This is a genomic window from Variovorax sp. OK605 (genome assembly GCF_900115445.1).
GTDB lineage: Bacteria > Pseudomonadota > Gammaproteobacteria > Burkholderiales > Burkholderiaceae_C > Variovorax.
This window is the reverse complement of the sequence record NZ_FOWL01000002.1, coordinates 1-18,539: the sequence shown is the minus strand read 5'-3', so window position 1 is coordinate 18,539 and position 18,539 is coordinate 1. Positions and strand designations below refer to the sequence as shown.

Here is an 18,539-nt window from a genome sequence, read left to right as displayed (position 1 = left end):
GGGTCGGAATTGTGGCATCCCGGATTCCCTTGAGGCTTCCCGGACAATAGGGAGATGGCCGAAACCCTCCCACGTCACCTGTTGATCCCTTTTGCCGGCCGCGGTTCCCCGGCATGCCGCGCGGCACTGCCGGCACTTCGGCTCCCCAATCTCGAAACCCTGCTGCTGCGCCTCACGCTCGCCGACACCGACACGCAGGACGAAAGCACCCGCTCGCCGCCGCACGAACGCGCGCTCGCGCAGGCGCTGGGCATCGCCGCCGCCGACGGCTGCATTCCCTGGGCCGCGCTCGAGGCACGCACGCTGGGCATTGCCGCGCGGGACGACGCCGAAGGCTGGGGCGTGGTGACGCTGTGCAACTGGCAGGTGGGCATCGACGACGTGGCGCTGGGCGACCCGTCGGCCATCGAGATCGACGCGGCCGAGTCGGCCGCGCTGCTGGCCGTGGCCCGGCCCTTCTTCGAGGAAGACGGCATCGCGCTGCACCCCTCGCCCGTGCCCGGCCGCTGGCTGGCGCGCGCGCGCATCTTCGACGGGCTGGTCACGGCCTCGATCGACCGCGCCGTGGGCTATCCCATTTCGCAGTGGTCGCCGCTGGCCGATGCCGCGCGGCCGCTGCGCCGCCTGCAGAACGAGATGCAGATGCTGCTGTACACCGAGCGCGTGAACGACGACCGCGCCGCGCGCGGCGTGCCGCCCATCAATTCCTTCTGGCTCAGCGGCACCGGCGCGCTGAAGCAGGCACCGGCCGCGCCGAGCCCCGAACCCGAGGTGGCCGACGCGCTGCGCACGCCCGCGCTGCGCGACGACGGCGTGGGCTGGGCCGAAGCCTGGCGGGCGCTCGACGCCGGCCCGGTCGCCTCGCTGCTGGCCGACTACACGCGCGGCGCCGATGTGTCGCTCACCCTGTGCGGCGACCGCGCAGCGCAGCGCTACACCGTGCAGCCGCGCGGCCTGGCGCGCTGGGCCAAGAGCCTGTTCGACCGCAAGCGCGCGTCCGTCGTGCTGGAGTCGCTATGAAAATCATAGCCCGCGAGATCCCGCCGCGCACCGTGTGGGCGCTGGAACAGGCCGGCGTGCACCCGCTGCTGGCGCGCCTGTTCGCCGCCCGCGGCGTGCGCGCCAAGGAAGAACTCGACGACGGCCTCGCGCGCCTGCTGACGCCCGACACCCTGCGCGGCACGCACGACGCCGCCGTGCTGCTCGCCGACGCCATCGCGCAGGACAAGCGCCTGTGCATCGTGGCCGACTACGACTGCGACGGCGCCACCGCCTGCGCGGTCGGCGTGCGCGGCCTGCGGCTGCTGGGCGCCAGGAACGTGGCCTACCTCGTGCCCGACCGCGTGGTCGACGGCTACGGCCTCACGCCGCCCATTGCCGAGCGCGTGGCTGCGAGCGGCGCCGACATGCTGATCACCGTGGACAACGGCATCGCCAGCGTCGACGGCGTGGCCGCCGCCAAGGCGCGCGGCCTGCAGGTGCTGGTGACCGACCACCACCTGCCCGGCCCCGAGCTGCCCACGGCCGACGTGCTGGTCAACCCGAACCAGCCCGGCTGCGAGTTCGAGAGCAAGAGCATCGCCGGCGTGGGCGTGATGTTCTATGTGCTGCTGGCGCTGCGCTCCGAACTGCGCAAGCGCGGCGTGTTCGACACCGCCTCCCAACCCAAGCTCGATGCGCTGCTGCCGCTGGTCGCGCTCGGCACGGTGGCCGACGTGGTGAAGCTCGACGCCAACAACCGCCGCCTGGTGGCGCAGGGCCTGCGCCGCATCCGCGCCGGCTTCATGCCCGCGGGCGTGGCCGCGCTCTTCAAGGCCGCGGGCCGCACCGCGTCGGCGGCCACCACCTTCGACTTCGGCTTTGCCCTGGGCCCGCGCATCAACGCGGCCGGCCGGCTGGCCGACATGACGCTGGGCATCGAGTGCCTGCTGACCGACGACGCGGGCCGCGCCGACGAACTCGCGCGCATGCTCGACGGCATCAACCGCGAGCGGCGCGACATCGAGGGCGGCATGCGCGACCAGGCGCTGCTGCTGGCCGAGTCGCTGTTCTCGGCCGACGACACGGTCGAAGGCATCGCCGCCCCGCCGCCGGCCATCAGCGTGTTCGACGCGGGCTTCCACGAAGGCGTGGTGGGCATCGTGGCCTCGCGCATCAAGGACCGCTTCCACCGCCCCACCTTCGTCTTCGCCGCCAGCGGCGCGCCGGGCAAGGAGCAGGAGCTCAAGGGCTCGGGCCGCTCCATTCCGGGCTTCCACCTGCGCGATGCGCTCGACCTGGTGGCCAAGCGCCATCCGGGCGTGCTGCTGCGCTTCGGCGGCCACGCGATGGCGGCCGGCTGCACCGTGGCGCGCGAGCACTTCGAGACCTTCGAGAAGGGCTTTGCGCAGGTCGCGCGCGAGTGGCTGGCCGAGGCCGCGCTCACGCGCCAGATCGAGACCGACGGGCCGATCTCGCGCGAGTACATGCGCATCGACCTCGTCGACACGCTGCACAAGGAGGTGTGGGGCCAGGGCTTCGCGCCGCCGACCTTCAGCGAAGAGGTCGAGGTGGTGTCGCAGCGGCTGGTGGGCGAGAAGCACCTGGCGCTCAAGCTGCGCCACCAAGGGCAGCCGATCGACGCGATCTGGTTCAGCCACACCGACCCGCTGCCGCCGAAGGTCAAGCTCGCGTTCCGTCTCGATGCCGACGAGTGGCAGGGCGTGCGCCGCCTGCGCTTCCTGGTCGAAGGGGCGGAGTTCTAGAGAAACCGCCTGCGGGCCGGCCGCCTTCAGTCACCCTTGTGCGCGGCTTCGGCCGCGACGATCTGGTGCAGCACCTTGCTCGGGTCGGTGCGCTGGGCCAGCGCCTTGACCTCGTCGTGCGAGTCCGGCGGCAGCTCCATCTTCTCGGCCATGCGCGTCACCAGGCGCAGCAAGGCGGTCATCTCGCGCTCGTTGAGCAGGTTGATCTGCAGGTCCAGGTGGTGCCGCCGCTCGTTCTCCTCGTCGGACATGTTCTGGCTGATGAGGATCATGATGGCCAGCACGATCGCCTCGATCGACACCAGGAACAGCAGGAAGGTGAAGGGGTACGGGTCGACCTTCCACACCCACTGGTTCACCCCGATCCACAGCGCGAAGAAGCCCAGGTTCCACCACAGGAAGGCCACCGTGCCGCAGAAGCGCGACATGCGCGCGACCACGCGGTAGAGCATCGGCTTGGAGCGGCGGTTGCCTTCCTCGAGGCAGAGGATGGCCTCGATGTTGCGGTGGGTCAACTCGCCGATGGAGGGGTGCTTTCTGGGCGTGTGCTGGTGGGCGTCGTTCTTGTGCGTGGGCATGGCGCTGCGTTTGTCGCCGACGCGCGCGCCGCGGCGCGTAGGCAGGCGTCGTCAGCCGTTGAAAGAGAACGAGAGAGGAACGAGAGAGCGCGACAGCGCCCGACACGGCGGGCGCCCGGTCGCGACGCCTTCCTACGCCTGCCATGGGCAAGCGCTTTACGGTGAGCGCTCCGACGCAGCAGCAACACGCGACACAGGAGAACGCGCCCATGACCACCGCCCGCACCGCCGCCCGCCACCGCACCGTGCAACGCACGCAGGACGCGAAGGACACGAAGGCCGCCAGCAAGCCCAAGCCCGGGCCCAAGCAGGCGCCCGCGAGGAAGACGCCGGTGCAGGCCGGCCCCAGGAACCAGCCGCAGGCGCCCCTGCCCGCCCAACACCTCGAGAAGCCCGGCAACGAAGCCGACATGGCATTGCGCCCGCGCTTCGAGGCGCCCGACTACAAGGGCAGCGGCAAGCTCAAGGGCATGGCCGCGCTGATCACCGGCGGCGACTCGGGCATCGGGCGCGCCGTGGCGGTGCTCTATGCGCGCGAAGGCGCCGACGTGGCCATCGTCTACCTCGACGAAGACGAGGACGCCGACGAAACCCGCCGCCACGTCGAGGCCGAAGGCGCGCGCTGCGTGCTGGTGAAGGGCGACGTTCGCAAGCCCGCGTTCTGCAAGAAGGCGGTCGACAAGGCGGTGAAGGCCTTCGGCCGGCTCGACGTGCTGGTCAACAACGCGGCGTTCCAGCTGCACGCCGAATCGATCGAGGACATCAGCGACGAGCGCTTCGACCTCACGTTGCGCACCAACGTGTATGGCTACTTCCAGATGGCGCGCGCGGCCGTGCCGCACCTGCGCAAGGGCAGCTCGATCATCAACACCGGCTCGGTCACCGGCCTGGAAGGCAGCGCGCAACTGCTCGACTACTCGACCACCAAGGGCGCGATCCATGCGTTCACCAAGGCGCTGGCCAGCAACCTGCTGGACAAGGGCATCCGTGTGAACGCGGTAGCGCCGGGCCCGGTGTGGACGCCGCTGAACCCGGCCGACAAGCCGGCCGCGAAGGTGAAGGACTTCGGCAAGCAGACCGACATGAAGCGGCCCGCGCAACCCGAGGAGCTGTCGCCTGCGTATGTGTTCCTCGCCGCGCCTTCGTGCGCGAGCTACATCACCGGCATCGTGCTGCCGGTGACGGGCAGCGTGGGCGCGGTGTAGCGGGCGGCGCACTTTCTCGCTTCCTGCTTTTTCGCACTTTCGCACTTTCGCAACTGACCCTTTGGGGCGACCGACTTCTGAGACGCAGCGTATAGCGAGCGACCGCTTCGGCGATACGATCAGTTACCCCGAATTTCACTCGTGCCTTTGTCCCGACCCCGCCCGGATGCCGCTTCGTTCCCGCCCCTGTTCCTGCCCCCGCCGCCCCTGCCAGCCCGCCGCGGGGCACCAGCCATGACCGGCGCATGGAGTTCACTGGTTCCGTTGGGTCATGGCGCGCTCCTGGGCCTGATGGTCTGCGGGCTCGTGTTCCTGCTGGTGTTCGGCACGCTGGTGCATGCCTGGTACGTGCTGGCCTGCGGCTTCGCGCTCGCCGCCTTCGCGGGGCTGGACAACTTCGCGGCCGACGAGCCGCTCGCGCACTGGGCCGCGGTGGCGCTGGTGCTGTGGGCCGCGTGCCGGCTGCAGTTCGCGCGGCAGTTGCTGCGCATGCGGCACTTCGCGCCGCGGCTGGACAAGGTTGCGCTGCTGCTGATCGCCGCGCTCGCCCTCACCGCGCTCTACGCCGCGTTCGACACACGGCTGTCATCGACGCTGCGCACCGTGCAGGCGCTGGTGGTGGCGTCGACCGTGGTGCTGGTGGCAGGCGCGTTGCTGGCCTCGAAGCGCATGCCGTTGCCGGTGGCGCTGTTCTGCGCCGGCGCGGTGCTGCTGCTGGCCGGCATCTCGGTCACGCACCTGCCGGCCTGGAGCGACCAGCCGCTCGCGCCCGGGCAACTGAATTTCGCGGAGCTGGGCGTGATCGCCGAACTCGCGCTGCTGGCCGCGGCCGTGGGCGCGCGCATCCGCGGCGTGCTGCATGCCGAGAAGGCGCTGGAGGCACGCAACCAGCAACTCATGGGCGCCATGGGCACCGACGTGCTCACCGGCGCCACCAGCCGCGCCGGCTTCGAGAGCCGCGGCGAGGAATGGCTGCGCGAAGGCCGGCCGTTCTCGCTGATGCGGGTCGACCTGAACGGCTTCAAGCGCGTGAACGAGCGCCACGGCCGTGCCGGCGGCGACGCGGTGCTGGCCGCCATTGCGCTGCGCCTGCGCCAGCAGGTGCGCGCGGACGACATGGTGGCGCGCCTGGACGACGACGAGTTCGCGATCCTGCTGGCCGGCAGCCCCACGCGGCAGAAGCTCGCCGAGATGGCCATCCGCATCGAGACCGCGGGCGCCACGCCCGTGGCCTACGAAGGCCGGCTGCTCGCGGGCGGCGAACTCAGCATGGGCATCGCCTGCCATCCGGCCGACGGCCACACGCTGGCCAGCCTGCTCGAATCGGCCGGCGGCGCGCTGCGCCATTGCAAGCGGCAGCGCATGGGTCCGTCGTATGCGTTCGCCGGCGAGAAGTCGGGCGCGTCGCACGGCTGAGCCTCGCGCGTCGTCCTGCGTCCGCCCTGCGCCGCGCGCTTTCAAACCTTCTTCTTACCTCGCGCCACGCGAGCGACAGTGCATGATTGATGCATGAGATTTCATGCATCCGCACCGCCTGTTTTTTCAGCACCACCGGGGGCCAGGCCTTCGCGTGGCTGAGCGGTACGGCTTTCACATCGGGTCTTTATTCTCGGCGGCGACCTCGGCCTTCGGTGTGCCGCGGCCGCCCGCATTCATTCGCCCCTTTTCCAGCGCCCGGCCGTCATGCACGGGCGCGTCGCCGATTCACAGGAGGACGTTTTTTCCATGCGCCGTTTTGAACTGATCGAAGGAACCGCCAGCAAGTTCTGGGAAGTCGAGCAGGTGGACACCGAGCTCAACATCCGCTGGGGCCGCATCGGCACCGCGGGCCAGAGCCAGACCAAGTCGTTCGCCGATGCCGCCAAGGCCACCACGGCGCTGGGCAAGCTGGCGACCGAGAAGGCCGGCAAGGGCTACAGCGAAGTGGGCGTGGCGGCCGGCACGGCCATCGGCAAGACCGAGGCGAAGCCGAAGGCCGAGGCAACGGAAAAGACGACGGCCGCACCTGCCGCAACGACCACTGCGGACGCATCGGACACCGGAGCCGCCGAAGGCCCCGCCGAAAGCATCGACAGCCAGGCCGACCGCGTGTTCGAAGCCGTGCGCGCGCAGATCGAGGCCGGCGCCCTCACCCTCAAGGACACGCTCTCCGCCGGCACGCTGAAGCGCCAGCACGGCGTGAGCGAGCAAGGCGCGGCGCTGGCCTTCAAGCAGCTGAAGTCCGCGGGCCTGCTGGACGGCTGGGGCGCCACCTGCACGCCGCCGAAGAACGCGCAGGCGATCGCCAGGGAGCTGGGCGCGACGGCATCGGCCACGCCATCCGGCGGCTCGGCCGCTGGCGCAGCCGACCTGACGGCGCAGGCCGATGCCGACACCCCGCCCTGGCTCGCCGCGGGCACGCCCGTGCGGCTGTCGCCCGACATGGCGCGCGAGGCCTACCCCTCGCGGCGCTTTCCGCCCAAGCCGCTCGAAGAGGCCGTGAGCGCGGCCGCGGCCTGGCTGCCGGTGCGCCGCAAGCTCGACCTCGACGTGAACATGACGGGCACCGACGCCGGCCTGCGCGCGGCCACGCAGCGCATGATCGACCGCAGCGCCCAGCCCATTCCGCAGCCCGACGCCGAGGCCGACACCGTGCTGCTGGCGTTCGCGCTGGCCACCGGCGGGCAATACAACAGCAGCGAGATGGGGCAGGCGCTGGTGCAGTACCTCGTGAAGCAATATGGGCTGCCCGGCACCGTCGACCTGGCGCTGGACGCGCAGCAGATCGAGGTGCAGACCGCCTACGATCGCGCCACCAAGAAGCACCAGAGCACCTTCAGCAGCAACGTCACGCGGCAGATGGGGAGCAGCTACTACGGCCCGCTCGGCGAAGGCGAGCAGGCGCTGCGCGCGCAGCTGGCGCTGGCCGCGCCCGAGGTCTGGCAGGACTGCCGCGACCGCATCGAGGCCGGCCTGCCCAAGGTGCACCCGAGCCGGCAAGCCGCGCTGGCGATGCTGCTGCCCGATGCGCCCGAGATCTCCAACGCGATCGTGCATGCGCTGGCCGCCGACAAGAACGCGCCCGAGACGCTGCACTGGCTGCAACTGACCGCCACCGACCCCGACGCCGTCGCGCTCGCCGCGAAGGTGCGGCTGAGCTATTCGAGCGGCTTCTGGGGCAACAGCGCCATGACCAGCACGCTGGTGCAGGAGCGCGGCGTCGATGCCGTGGCGGTGCTCGAACGCGGCGCCGCCGGCGACGCCACGGGCGACGCGCTGGCCTGCATCGGCACGCCCGATGCGGTGCTGGCGCTGGCCCGCGTCGCGAGCACCTCGAAAAGTGCCCTGTCGCGGTTCGCGCTGTCGGTCGACCGCTGGCCGATGGCGGCGCTTCCGGCGCTGTCGCGGCTGGTGGCGGGCGGCGGCAAGGACGCCAACCTCGTCACGCCCAGCCTCACGCGCCTGCTGCGTGCGCACGGCGCGTCGCTGCCGGTGCTTCGCCCCTGGCTCGACGCGGGTGCGCAAGCGGCCATCGACCGCCTGCTCGCGCTGCTTGCCGGCCCCACCGAAGTGGCGGAGGCCAGCGAGCTGCCCGGCGTGCTGGCCGCGCCGCCCTGGCTTGCCAAGGTGCAGAAGAAGGCGGCTGCCGTGCAGCTGCTGGAACCGCTGGCGCTGGCACCCGTGGAGCAATGGGGCGAAGGCGAGCGCGAGAGCGCGCTGCGGCTGAACTCGTGGGAGGTCAACCGGCACGCCGCCGCGCGCAAGGACGTCGGCGAGCTGCTCGACGAACTGGGCTTCGACAAGGACAAGAAGCCGCTGCTGCCGTTCGCCAAGTCTGCCGCCGCCGCCGTGGCTGCCGGCAACGCCGACGCGCTGATTGCCGACTGGCGCGCGATGGTGGCCGAGCGCAAGAAGGAGCGCTACTACTGGTTCAGCTTCCGTGCGAGCTACAGCGCGCTGCTGCCGGCCGCCGTGGGCGTGCCGTTCTGGAACGCCGTGGCCGGTGAAGCCGAGAGCGACGACATCGGCCTGATCCTGGCCACGCACGGCATGGCCGTGCTGCCGGGCCTGGTGGCCATGGTGCGCTCCAAGCCCACCGAGAACCTCAAGTACGCGCTGAACTACGGCGCAGCCGAACTGGCCGTGCCCGCCGCGCGCGCCTTCGCCAAGCTCAAGACGCTGCGCGCCGAAGGCCGCGCCTGGCTGCTGAAGCACCCGGAGCACGCGGCCTGCGGCCTGATCGCGCCCGCGCTCGGCAAGGCCGGCGAGGCACGCGACTGCGCGGGCTCGGCCCTGCGCCTGCTGCAGGCCAACGGGCACGAGGCGCTGCTGCTCGACGTGGCCGGCCGCTACGGCAAGCCCGAAGTGGTGGAGGCACTGCGTGCGGTGCTCGACGAAAGTCCGCTCGACCGCTTCCCCACCAAGCGCGCCAAGCTGCCCGAGTTCTGGCAGCCGCGCGGCTGGCGCCGCCCGACGCTCGCCAACGGCAAGGCCCTGCCCGACGATGCGCTCGACCACCTCGGCCAGATGCTGACCTTCCCCACCAACGAGGAGATCTACGGCGGCATCGCCGTGGTGAAGGAGACCTGCGACGCCGACTCGCTGGCCGAGTTCGCGTGGGACGCCTTCACCGCCTGGCTCGAAGCCGGCGGCCCGAGCAAGGACGGCTGGTCGCTGCCCGCGCTGGGCTTCTTCGGCAACGACGACACCGCGCGCAAGCTCACGCCCTTCATCCGCGCCTGGCCCGGCGAGTCGGCCCATGCGCGCGCCGTGACCGGCCTGGACGTGCTGGCCGCCATCGGCAGCGACGTGGCGCTGATGCTGCTCAACGGCATTGCGCAGAAGGTCAAGTTCAAGGGCCTGCAGGACAAGGCGCGCGAGAAGATCGACGCCATTGCCGAGGCGCGCGGCCTGAGCACCGAGGAGCTCGAGGACCGGCTCGCGCCCGACCTCGGCCTGGACGAGCAGGGCACGATGCGGCTGGACTTCGGCCCGCGCGCGTTCAAGGTGGGCTTCGACGAAACGCTCAAGCCCTACGTGCGCGAGACCACCGACGGCGTGGACGGCGCGCGCCTGCCCGACCTGCCCAAGCCCAAGAAGACCGACGACGCCGAGCTGAGCAAGGAAGCGGTCGAACGCTTCAAGCTGCTCAAGAAGGACGCGCGCACCATCGCGAGCCAGCAGCTGCTGCGCCTGGAGGTGGCGATGTGCGCGCGCCGGCGCTGGACGCCCGAGGTGTTCCGCATCTTCCTGGTCGAGCACCCGCTGGTGCGCCACATCGTGCAGCGGCTGATCTGGGGCGTGTACGAAGTGGAAGGCGAGGCAAGTTACGGCGGCACGCTGAAGGCTTGCTTCCGCGTGGCCGAGGACGGCAGCCGCACCACGGCGCAGGACGATCCGTTCGAGCTGCCCGTGGGCGCGAACGTGCGCATCGGCGTGCCGCATGCGCTGGAGCTGCCGGCCGCCGACGCCGCGGCCTTCGGCCAGGTGTTTGCCGACTACGAACTGCTGCAGCCCTTCGCGCAGATCGGGCGCGACGTCTACACGCTGACCGAAGAAGAACTCAAGAGCCTGAAGCTGGAGCGCTGGAAAGACGCCAAGGTGCCCACCGGCCGCGTGCTCGGCCTGGCCAACAAGGGCTGGCGCCGCGGGCAGGCGCAGGACGCCGGCTGCATCTGGTACTTCAGCAAGCCGCTGGGCACCAACCGCGTGATCGAGCTGAGCCTGGACCCCGGCATCATCGTCGGCATGGTCGACGAGTACCCCGAGCAGACGCTGGGCCAGGTGCAGGTCGGTAAGCCTTCGGGCTGGGGCGACATGCGCGACGCCGAGACGCTGAACAAGCTCGATGCGATTTCCGCCAGCGAACTCATCCGTGACATGGAAGGCCTGCGGGCCTGATCGACCAAATGGCCACTGCCAACAAGACACCGAAAGACGCTTCGTCTTCCAATGCCGCTGCTGCCACGGCTGCCCCTGCTGCCCCTGTTGCTTCCTCCACGCTGCAGCGCCCGCCGGCCGAGATCCAGTACGCCGCGCAGATCGCCCGCCTGCGGGCGCAGGACAAGGACCCGCGCCCGCCGGGCTGGGCGCTGGGCCTGAAGGCCGCGCGCTCGTTCATCCTGGGCGACGCGGCGCTCGACATCGCGCCGAAGATCGTCGCGCCCGTGGCCAGCATCGAACGCATGCTCGTCACGCTGGCCACCGGCCGCGGCCTGATGCTGGTGGGCGAGCCGGGCACGGCCAAGTCGATGCTGTCGGAGCTGCTGGCCACGGCCATCTCGGGCATCTCGACGCTCACCATCCAGGGCGGCGCGTCGATCACGGAAGACCAGATCAAGTACGGCTGGAACTACGCGCTGCTCATCAACGAAGGCCCGAGCCCGCGCGCGATGGTGCCGGCGCCGCTGTACCTGGGCATGCAGCGCGGCCAGGTGGTGCGCTTCGAGGAAATCACCCGCGCGCCGCTGGAGGTGCAGGACTGCCTGCTGGGCATGCTGTCGGACCGCGTGATGGCGGTGCCCGAGCTCTCGGGCGAGCACGGCATGCTCTATGCGCGCGAGGGCTTCAACATCATCGCCACCGCCAACACGCGCGACCGCGGCGTGAACGAGATGAGCGCGGCGCTGAAACGGCGCTTCGACTTCGAGACGGTGTTCCCCATCCTGGACTTCGACCGCGAACTCGCGTTGGTGCAGGAGTCGTCCGCGCGGCTGCTGGCGCAGAGCGGCATTCCGAAGACCGTGCCCGCGCCGGTGCTGGAGCTGCTGGTGTCCACCTTCCGCGACCTGCGCGGCGCGCCGGGCAAGGCCGAAAAAGGCAACGGCAATGGCAACGCGAACGACGCGGCCATGGACAAGCTCACGGCCGTGATGTCCACCGCCGAGGCCGTGAACGTGGCGCATGCGGTGGGCGTGCGCGCCTGGTTCCTCGAGCAGCGCGAAGGCTCGCCGGCCGACCTGGTCGACTGCATCGCCGGCACGGTGGTGAAGGACAACGCGGACGACCGCGCCAAGCTGCGGCGCTACTTCGAGCAGAAGGCGGCCAAGCGCAACGGCACGCACTGGCGTGCGTACTACGAAGCACGCCACCGCCTGCCCTGAACACGCGCCGATGCAACAGCCCCACATCGTCGGCGTGCGCCACCACAGCCCTGCCTGCGCGCGGCTGGTGGCCGAGCGCATCCGCACGCTGCGCCCCGCGTACGTGCTGATCGAAGGCCCGGCCGACTTCAACGAACGGCTCGACGAGCTGTACCTGCCGCACCGGCTGCCGGTGGCGATCTACAGCTACCTGTCGGACGACGAGCGGCACCACGGCTCGTGGTCGCCCTTTGCCGAGCATTCGCCCGAGTGGCAGGCGCTGGTGGTGGCCCGCGAGGTGGGCGCCGCGGTGCGCTTCATCGACCTGCCGGCCTGGCACGACGCCTTCTCGCACATGGAGAACCGCTATGCCGACGTGGCCGACCACGAGCACGAGGAGCGCGCCGAAGCCTACGAGCGCGCGCTGACCGAGAAGCTCAGCGTGCAGGGCCGCGACGCGCTGTGGGACCACCTGTTCGAGGACGGCTGCGATGCGGCCGAACTGGCGCAGCGCCTCGCGACCTACTTCGACCACCTGCGCGGCGAAGACCCCGGCTCGCTGGGCAACCGGGCGCGCGAAGAGATGATGGCGCGCTGGATCGCGTGGGCCATGGCGCAGCCGGCGGATGCGAAGGACCCCGGCCGCGCGCAGGCGCTGGTGGTGTGCGGCGGCTATCACGCGCCGGCACTGGCACGGCTCTGGGCAAGCATGCCGGCGGCGTTGCCGGCCACGCCACAGCCGTCGCTCGAACCTGCCGAGGGCGAGGAAGGCGCCACGTTGCGCTTCGGCTCCTACCTCGTGCCCTACACCTTCAAGCGGCTGGACGCCTTCGCCGGCTATGCCTCGGGCATGCCCTCGCCGGCCTACTACCAGTGGGTGTGGGAGCTCGGCCCCGAAGGCGCGGCGCACCGCGCGCTGCAGCACGTGATGCAGCGCCTGCGCGAGAAGAAACTGCCCGCCTCCACCGCCGACCTGATGGCCGTGCACCTGCGCGCCCAAGGGCTCGCGCGGCTGCGCGGCCACGAGAAGCCGCTGCGCTCCGACTGGCTCGACGCGCTGGCCGGCGCGCTGGTGAAAGACGCGCTCGACGCGCCGCTGCCCTGGACCTACCGCGGCGCGATGCGCCCCGGCACCGACCCCGTGCTGGTGCAGGCGATGGACGTGCTGGCCGGCGACACCGTCGGACGACTCGCGCCCGGCACGCCGCAGCCACCGCTGGTGGCCGCCGTGCAGGCCGAACTGGCGGCGCACGGCATCGTGCTGCGCGGCCCGCTCAAGCTCGACCTGCTGGGCGAGACCGATCGCGCGAAGAGCCGCGTGCTGCACCGGCTGTCGATTCTTCGCCTGCCCGGCGTGCGCCGCACGCAGGGGCCCAAGCTCGCGATGTCGGGCGAGCGCACCGAGCTGTGGTCGCTGGGCGAACCGATGGAACAGCAGGCCGCGCTGATCGAGGCCGGCGCCTGGGGCGCGAGCCTGCACGACGCGGCGCGCGCCCGGCTGGAAGACGACCTGCGGCAGGCCGGCGGCCAGATCGCACCGCTGGCGGACGGGCTCAACCAGGCCGCATGGGCGGGCCTGTCGGCGCTCAGCGATTCGCTGCTGCGCGAGCTGCAGGGCGCCATTGCCGCCGAGCCGCGCTTCGAGGCGCTGGGCCCGGCGCTGTCGGTGCTGCACACGCTGCTGCGCCACGGCCAGATGCTCGGCATGGCCGACGCGCCGGTGCTGCGCGTGGTGATCGGCGCGGGCTTCGACCGCGCGCTGTGGCTGCTGGAGCCGCCCGCCGACGTTGCGCCGGCCGACATGCAATCGCACATCGAGGGCCACCGCGCGTTGCGCCAGATCGTGGCCGACGTGCTGGCCCACGCGCAGGATCACGCGCACAGCGCACCCACGGCGCAAGTGCCCTCGCTGCTCGACGTGGAGCCCGCGCGCGCGCTCGCGGTGTGGCAGCGCAAGGCCGCCGACGGCAGCGCCGCGCCCGTCAGCCGCGGCGCCGCGCTCGGTGCCACGCTGAGCCTGGCCGGCCGCATGGCGAGCGCGCAGACGCACGAGGAGGGCGTGAACGAAGCGATGCAGCTGCTGCACTCGCTGCCCGCGCCGGTGCTCGGCGACGCGCTCACCGGCCTGCTGGCGCTGGCGCGCGAGGTGCTCGCGTCCGAACCCGCCTTCATCGCGGGCATGGACCGCACGGTGCAGGCGCTGGACAACGCCGACTTCGTGCGCGCCATGCCCAGCCTGCGCGGCGCCTTTTCGTGGCTGCCGCCGCAGGAGCGCGGCCTGCTGGCCGACCAGGTGCTGGCGCTGCACGACGCCACGCACCTGTCGCGCCGCGCGCTCACTGCCCACCACCACGGCGAGGCCGCGCCCGAGCAACTGGCCGAGGCCCGCCGCGTGGAAGACGCCGTGCTCGCGCGCCTGGCGGCCTGGGGCGTGACGCTGCAAGACACAGAGGAAGCCCCAAGCCCATGAGCCTCGACATTCCCGACCCGCTGCAGCGCTGGCGCCTGCTGCTGGGCGACCCGGCCGAGTCGGCCTGCGGCGGCCTGAGCGCGGATGCGCAGGCCGCCGATGCCGCGCTCGACTGGCTCTACGGCCGCGACAGCGACCGCGCGAGCCGCGGCGAACGCAGCGCGGGCCTGGGCCCGTCGGCGCTCAGCACGCCGGACTGGATCAACACCATCCACACGCTCTTTCCGAAGGAAGTGATCGAGCGGCTGGAGCAGGACGCGGTCGAGCGCTACGGCATCGACGAGGTGGTGACCAACCTCGAGGTGCTGGAGCGCATCGAGCCCTCGGAGTCGCTGCTGCGCGCGGTGCTGCACACCAAGCACCTGATGAACCCCGAGGTGCTGGCGGCCGCGCGCAAGCTGGTGGCCGAGGTGGTGCGCCGCATCATGGAAAAGCTCGCGACCGAGGTGCGCCAGGCCTTCAGCGGCAGCCGCGACCGGCGCCGGCGCTCGCGCATGAAGATCGCGCGCAACTTCGATTTCAAGCAGACGCTGGCGGCCAACCTGCACCGCTACGACCCGGAGCGCCGCAAGCTCTACGTGGAACGGCCGGTGTTCATCAGCCGCACCAGGCGGCATGCCGAGCCGTGGGACATCATCCTGCTGATCGACCAGAGCGGCTCGATGGTCGACTCGGTGATCCACAGCGCCGTGATGGCCGCCTGCCTGTGGCAGCTGCCCGGCATGCGCACGCGGCTGGTGGCCTTCGACACCGCGGTGGTCGACCTGACGGCCGACGTGTCGGACCCGGTCGAGCTGCTGATGAAGGTGCAGCTGGGCGGCGGCACCGACATCGCGAAGGCGGTGGGCTACGCGCAGTCGCTCATCGCCAATCCGTCGAGGAGCATCGTGGTGCTGGTGAGCGACTTCTACGAAGGCGCCAACCCGCACGAACTGGTGCGGCGCGTGAAAGCGCTGGTGGAGTCGGGCGCCAAGGTGCTGGGCCTGGCCGCGCTCGACTCGAAGGCCGAGCCCAACTACGACCGCGAGATGGCCGCGCGGCTGGTGCGCGAAGGCGCGCAGATCGGCGCGATGACGCCGGGCCAGCTCGCGGGCTGGCTGGCCGAGAAGGTGCAGGCATGAGCGCGGGCATCGCAACCCGCCCCGACCTGCTCGAGCTGACACCCGAAGCGTTGACCGCGCTGGCCAACGCGGGCTTCGTCAAGCGCGCGCAGAAGGACGTGGCGGCCGGCCTGCTGCCGGCGCTGGAAGGCAATGCGGACGGCACGGTGACGGCGAGCTTCGACGACGGCGTGCGCACCAGCCTGCCGCCGGGCCGCTCGCTGCGCGACGCGCAGTGCAGCTGCCCCGCGAGCGGCATGTGCCGGCACCGGGTGATGCTGGTGCTGGCGTACCAGGCGCAGGCGGCTTCGTCGCCTGCATCTGCAGCGGCCGATGCGCCGGCTTCGGCCACGGAGGCTCCGGCCGAGCCGGACGGTGCCTGGAACCCCGCGCAGTTCGACGACGCCGCGCTGGCGGCCAGCCTTGCGCCGTCCGTGCGCGAGCAGGCGAACAGGCTGGCCGCCGCGCGGCCCGTGGTCGGCGTGCAGGCCTGGCGCAGCGCCAGCGCACCGCCGGTGGCGCGGCTGCCGATGTGCAGCGTGCGCTTCTTCTCGCGCAGCTCGCTCGTGCATGCGCGCTGCGACTGCAAGCAGGGCAGCGGCTGCGCGCACGTGGCCATCGCGGTGTGGGCGTTCCGGCAGGCCGGCCCGCTCGCGCCGGGCTCGGCGGAGGTGATGGTCGAGGTGCTGCCGCCCGCGTCGGCCGGCGCGGACAACGCGCCTGTCGCGCAGCAACTGCTGATGCAGGGCGACGCGGCGCGCGCCTTGCGCACGCAGATCGACGCCCTGCTGCTCTCGCTCTGGCTCGACGGTTCGAGCCAGCCGCTGATGGCGCTGGCCGCGCGCTTCGAGGCCGTGCGCGAACAGTCGCGCGCGCTGGGCTGGAACTGGATCGACGACGCGCTCGACGAGCTGTGGCAACTGCTGCAGGCTCAGCAGGCGCGCAGCAGCCGCTTCGAGCCGCTGCGGCTGGTGCGCGTGCTGGCCGAGCTGTGGGCGCGGCTGCTGGCCGCGGCGCATGCGGAGCAGCCCCGGCCTTCGCAAAGGGAAAGGCCTGCGCTGCTGGCCAGCCAGATCCTCGGCGTGGGCGTGAAGGGCGAGGTCGCGCTCGACCACCTGCGGCTGGTGTCGCTCGGCGCGGAGCTCTGGTCCGACGACGCGGAAGAAGGCGCGAGCGTTCTCTTCGCCGACCCCGACACGCAGAACGTGACCGTTCTCGAGCGCCAGTGGTCGCGCGCGGCCGATGCCGCGGCCGGCGGCGCGGCGCAGGCGCTGATGAACCGGCGCGTGGCGGGCTTTCCGCTGCGCCAGCTCGCGAGCGGGCAGGTCATCACCAAAACCGCGACGCGGCGCGCCAACGGGCTGGTCGACATCACGGCCGGCGCGCGGCAGACAGGCGTGCTGCCGCTGTCGCCCACCTCGTGGAACGACCTGGTCGCGCCGCTGCGCCAGCAGAGCGTGGCCGCGCTGGTGGCGCACCTGCGCGAGGCGCCGCCGGATTTCGTGCGGCCGCGCCAGGCAGCGAACGGCGCGTCGGCCGGGGCTTCGGGCCAGCTGCACGTGGTGGCGTTCGAGCGGATGGAAGTGGTGGGCAGCCACTGGGACGCGGCGGCGCAGGTGCTGCATGCGGAATTGGTGCAGGCGCCCGAGGACGGCTCGTCGGAGGGCAGCGACGCAGGCCGGCTGCACCTCGCGCTGCCGCACCGCGCGGTGGCCCCCGGCGCGGTCGATGCGCTGGCGCGCAGCCTCGCCGGTGAATACGGCGCCCTGCGCGCCGTGGCCGGCACCGTGCACCTGCAAGGCGGCCAGGCCGTGATGCAGCCGCTGAGCCTGTTGACGGCGCAGCGCGCGGTGGTGCTGCAGGTCGAGGCGGTGGCGCCGCAGCCGCTGGGCCTGGACAGCGAGGTCGACGACGCGCCCGCGCTGCACGCGCTGGCCAGTGAAACGCTCGAGCTGCTGGCGCAGTGGTTGCGCCAGGGTTTGCGGCACCAGGGCGGGGGCGCACTGACGCGGGCCGAGGCGCAGGTGCTGCGGCTGAAGCAAGCCGGGCTGGCGCGCGCCGCGGCGCTGCTGGGCGCCGTGCTGGAGAACCTGCGCTCGGCGCGCCGGCCCGCGCTGGTCGCGCAGCTGGCGATGCTAGGCCTGCTGATGCAGGGCGTGGCGCAGACGGCCTCTGCCCAGGGCTCGGCATAAAGAAAAAACCCCTGGGCCGGTGAAGACTCAGGGGTTTTCTGTGTGGTGCCGCTTGTCGGAACCCGAGATGGGCCAGGAGCCCGCATGGATGCTAGAAAGTTGGGTGTCGCATCCCAAAGGTACCGACATAACTACCGACAAAACTCAAACTGTCGCGTAAATGCATCATGGCGCCGCGGTCTTGCACGCCACGAGTGCCTTTGATCGTGTGCGGCCGCCCGATTCGCCTCCCTTCCACGCGCGAGGCTGGGATTCGGTTCAGTTTTGCACGCCATCGCGCGAGTGTTCGTTGCTCCTGCGAAGTCGTGCTCGGTCGTTGCGGCCAACGGCAGGTCGGAAGCTGCGAACGATCTAAGCGTGAGGTTGAATCCAGAGGGGTGTCGGGCGGCTGACATGATCGGTGATCGTCTTAAACGCCTGCTCCCCTTTGTCGCCGAACCTTACTTTGCTCATGCGGCAAAACTGTTCGAACATCACCCAATTCTGGGGGCGCAGGAAGCGCGCGGCATCATCTAGGAAAGATTGCCCACGCCGCACCGTATTGCCCATCTCGCCGATGAACTTGGTGTAGCGTTCTAACTCTTTGCCCTTGAACTTCAGCATAGCTCTCGTATCGAGAGTTTCGAGGTGACCGACAACCCGGATCGCGAGAAGTGCGCCAATCTCAATATTGTTCACTGCAGACAGGCCATCTAAGCGCCCAATCGGCATTGCGATGGTGCGAAGTCCGGGGTTCAGGTCTCGCTCGCGCTCAGTCGGAAGCCGGTGATACGTGAGGTGTCCGCCTAGCTTAGACACTTCAGTAAAGGCTCTTTGCAACGCGTCGTCCTTCGAAAGTGCAGCGCGGACAGTCTGCACGTCATCAACTGCAGGTCGAATCAAAGTAAGAAGCGCACGCGCCACATTCAGCGTTTGCTCTTTTGTCTCCAGGACGTCCGAGATGACGTCCATTTGAGCCTGTGAATCGCCCCGGATTTTGTGGAGGCTCAACACTCTGAGAGGATTGAGCCATGAAGAAGTCGAACAAGTTTTCACCTGAGGTGCGTGAGCGCGCGGTGAGGATGGTGCAGGAGCACCGTGGGGAGTACCCGTCGCTGTGGGCGGCGATCGAATCGATTGCACCGAAGATCGGCTGTGTGCCGCAGACGCTGAACGAATGGGTCAAGCGCGACGAGGTCGACAACGGCGT

The 18,539-nt window shown here is 70.8% G+C and carries 11 protein-coding genes and 1 pseudogene; 10 read left to right on the top strand and 2 right to left on the bottom strand.

Features of this window, described 5'->3' with window-relative positions; translation table 11 throughout:
- Window positions 1-54 precede the first annotated feature (54 nt).
- Window positions 55-1,020: a hypothetical protein gene (locus tag BM013_RS04485; protein WP_093123424.1), complete on the top strand. Its 966-nt coding sequence runs from the start codon at window positions 55-57 to the stop codon at window positions 1,018-1,020.
- On the top strand, window positions 1,017-2,744 hold the full coding sequence (gene recJ, locus BM013_RS04480; protein WP_093123422.1) for a single-stranded-DNA-specific exonuclease RecJ: 1,728 nt from the start codon (window positions 1,017-1,019) through the stop codon (window positions 2,742-2,744). Before BM013_RS04485 ends, recJ begins: the two co-directional genes overlap by 4 nt.
- A 26-nt stretch (window positions 2,745-2,770) precedes the next feature.
- Here recJ and BM013_RS04475 read toward each other — a convergent pair whose 3' ends face one another.
- The gene (locus tag BM013_RS04475; RefSeq protein ID WP_093123419.1) at window positions 2,771-3,322 is read right to left on the bottom strand and encodes a DUF1003 domain-containing protein; all 552 of its coding nucleotides are present in this window, start codon (window positions 3,320-3,322) and stop codon (window positions 2,771-2,773) included.
- A 209-nt stretch (window positions 3,323-3,531) separates the two neighbouring features.
- Between BM013_RS04475 and BM013_RS04470 the strand changes: the two genes are divergently transcribed.
- The 7 genes from BM013_RS04470 (at window position 3,532) to BM013_RS04440 (ending at window position 17,350) form a co-directional block, all read left to right on the top strand.
- A complete protein-coding gene (locus tag BM013_RS04470; RefSeq protein ID WP_218153636.1) occupies window positions 3,532-4,527 on the top strand; it encodes an SDR family oxidoreductase in 996 nt (331 codons plus the stop codon).
- A 234-nt stretch (window positions 4,528-4,761) separates the two neighbouring features.
- Window positions 4,762-5,943, top strand: coding sequence for a GGDEF domain-containing protein (locus BM013_RS04465; RefSeq protein ID WP_093123415.1), 1,182 nt, complete (start codon window positions 4,762-4,764; stop codon window positions 5,941-5,943).
- Window positions 5,944-6,252: 309 nt separating this feature from the next.
- Window positions 6,253-10,407: a WGR and DUF4132 domain-containing protein gene (locus tag BM013_RS04460; RefSeq protein WP_093123413.1), complete on the top strand. Its 4,155-nt coding sequence runs from the start codon at window positions 6,253-6,255 to the stop codon at window positions 10,405-10,407.
- Window positions 10,408-10,415: 8 nt separating this feature from the next.
- Entirely contained in the window at window positions 10,416-11,609 is a 1,194-nt protein-coding gene (locus BM013_RS04455) for an ATP-binding protein (RefSeq protein ID WP_256221385.1), read from the top strand.
- A gap of 10 nt (window positions 11,610-11,619) precedes the next feature.
- Window positions 11,620-14,058 (top strand): DUF5682 family protein, encoded by a 2,439-nt coding sequence (locus tag BM013_RS04450; RefSeq protein ID WP_093123410.1) that lies wholly within the window; start codon window positions 11,620-11,622, stop codon window positions 14,056-14,058.
- Entirely contained in the window at window positions 14,055-15,179 is a 1,125-nt protein-coding gene (locus tag BM013_RS04445; RefSeq protein WP_093123408.1) for a VWA domain-containing protein, read from the top strand. Before BM013_RS04450 ends, BM013_RS04445 begins: the two co-directional genes overlap by 4 nt.
- Window positions 15,176-17,350, top strand: coding sequence for an SWIM zinc finger family protein (locus tag BM013_RS04440; RefSeq protein WP_093123405.1), 2,175 nt, complete (start codon window positions 15,176-15,178; stop codon window positions 17,348-17,350). Before BM013_RS04445 ends, BM013_RS04440 begins: the two co-directional genes overlap by 4 nt.
- Before the next feature lie 351 nt (window positions 17,351-17,701).
- On the opposite strand, the gene BM013_RS04435 is transcribed toward BM013_RS04440, so the two are convergent.
- Entirely contained in the window at window positions 17,702-18,301 is a 600-nt protein-coding gene (locus BM013_RS04435; protein ID WP_093123401.1) for a hypothetical protein, read from the bottom strand.
- Between the two features lie 59 nt (window positions 18,302-18,360).
- Here BM013_RS04435 and BM013_RS40360 point away from each other — a divergent pair.
- Window positions 18,361-18,539, top strand: a pseudogene (locus BM013_RS40360) (IS3 family transposase); the annotation flags it as partial.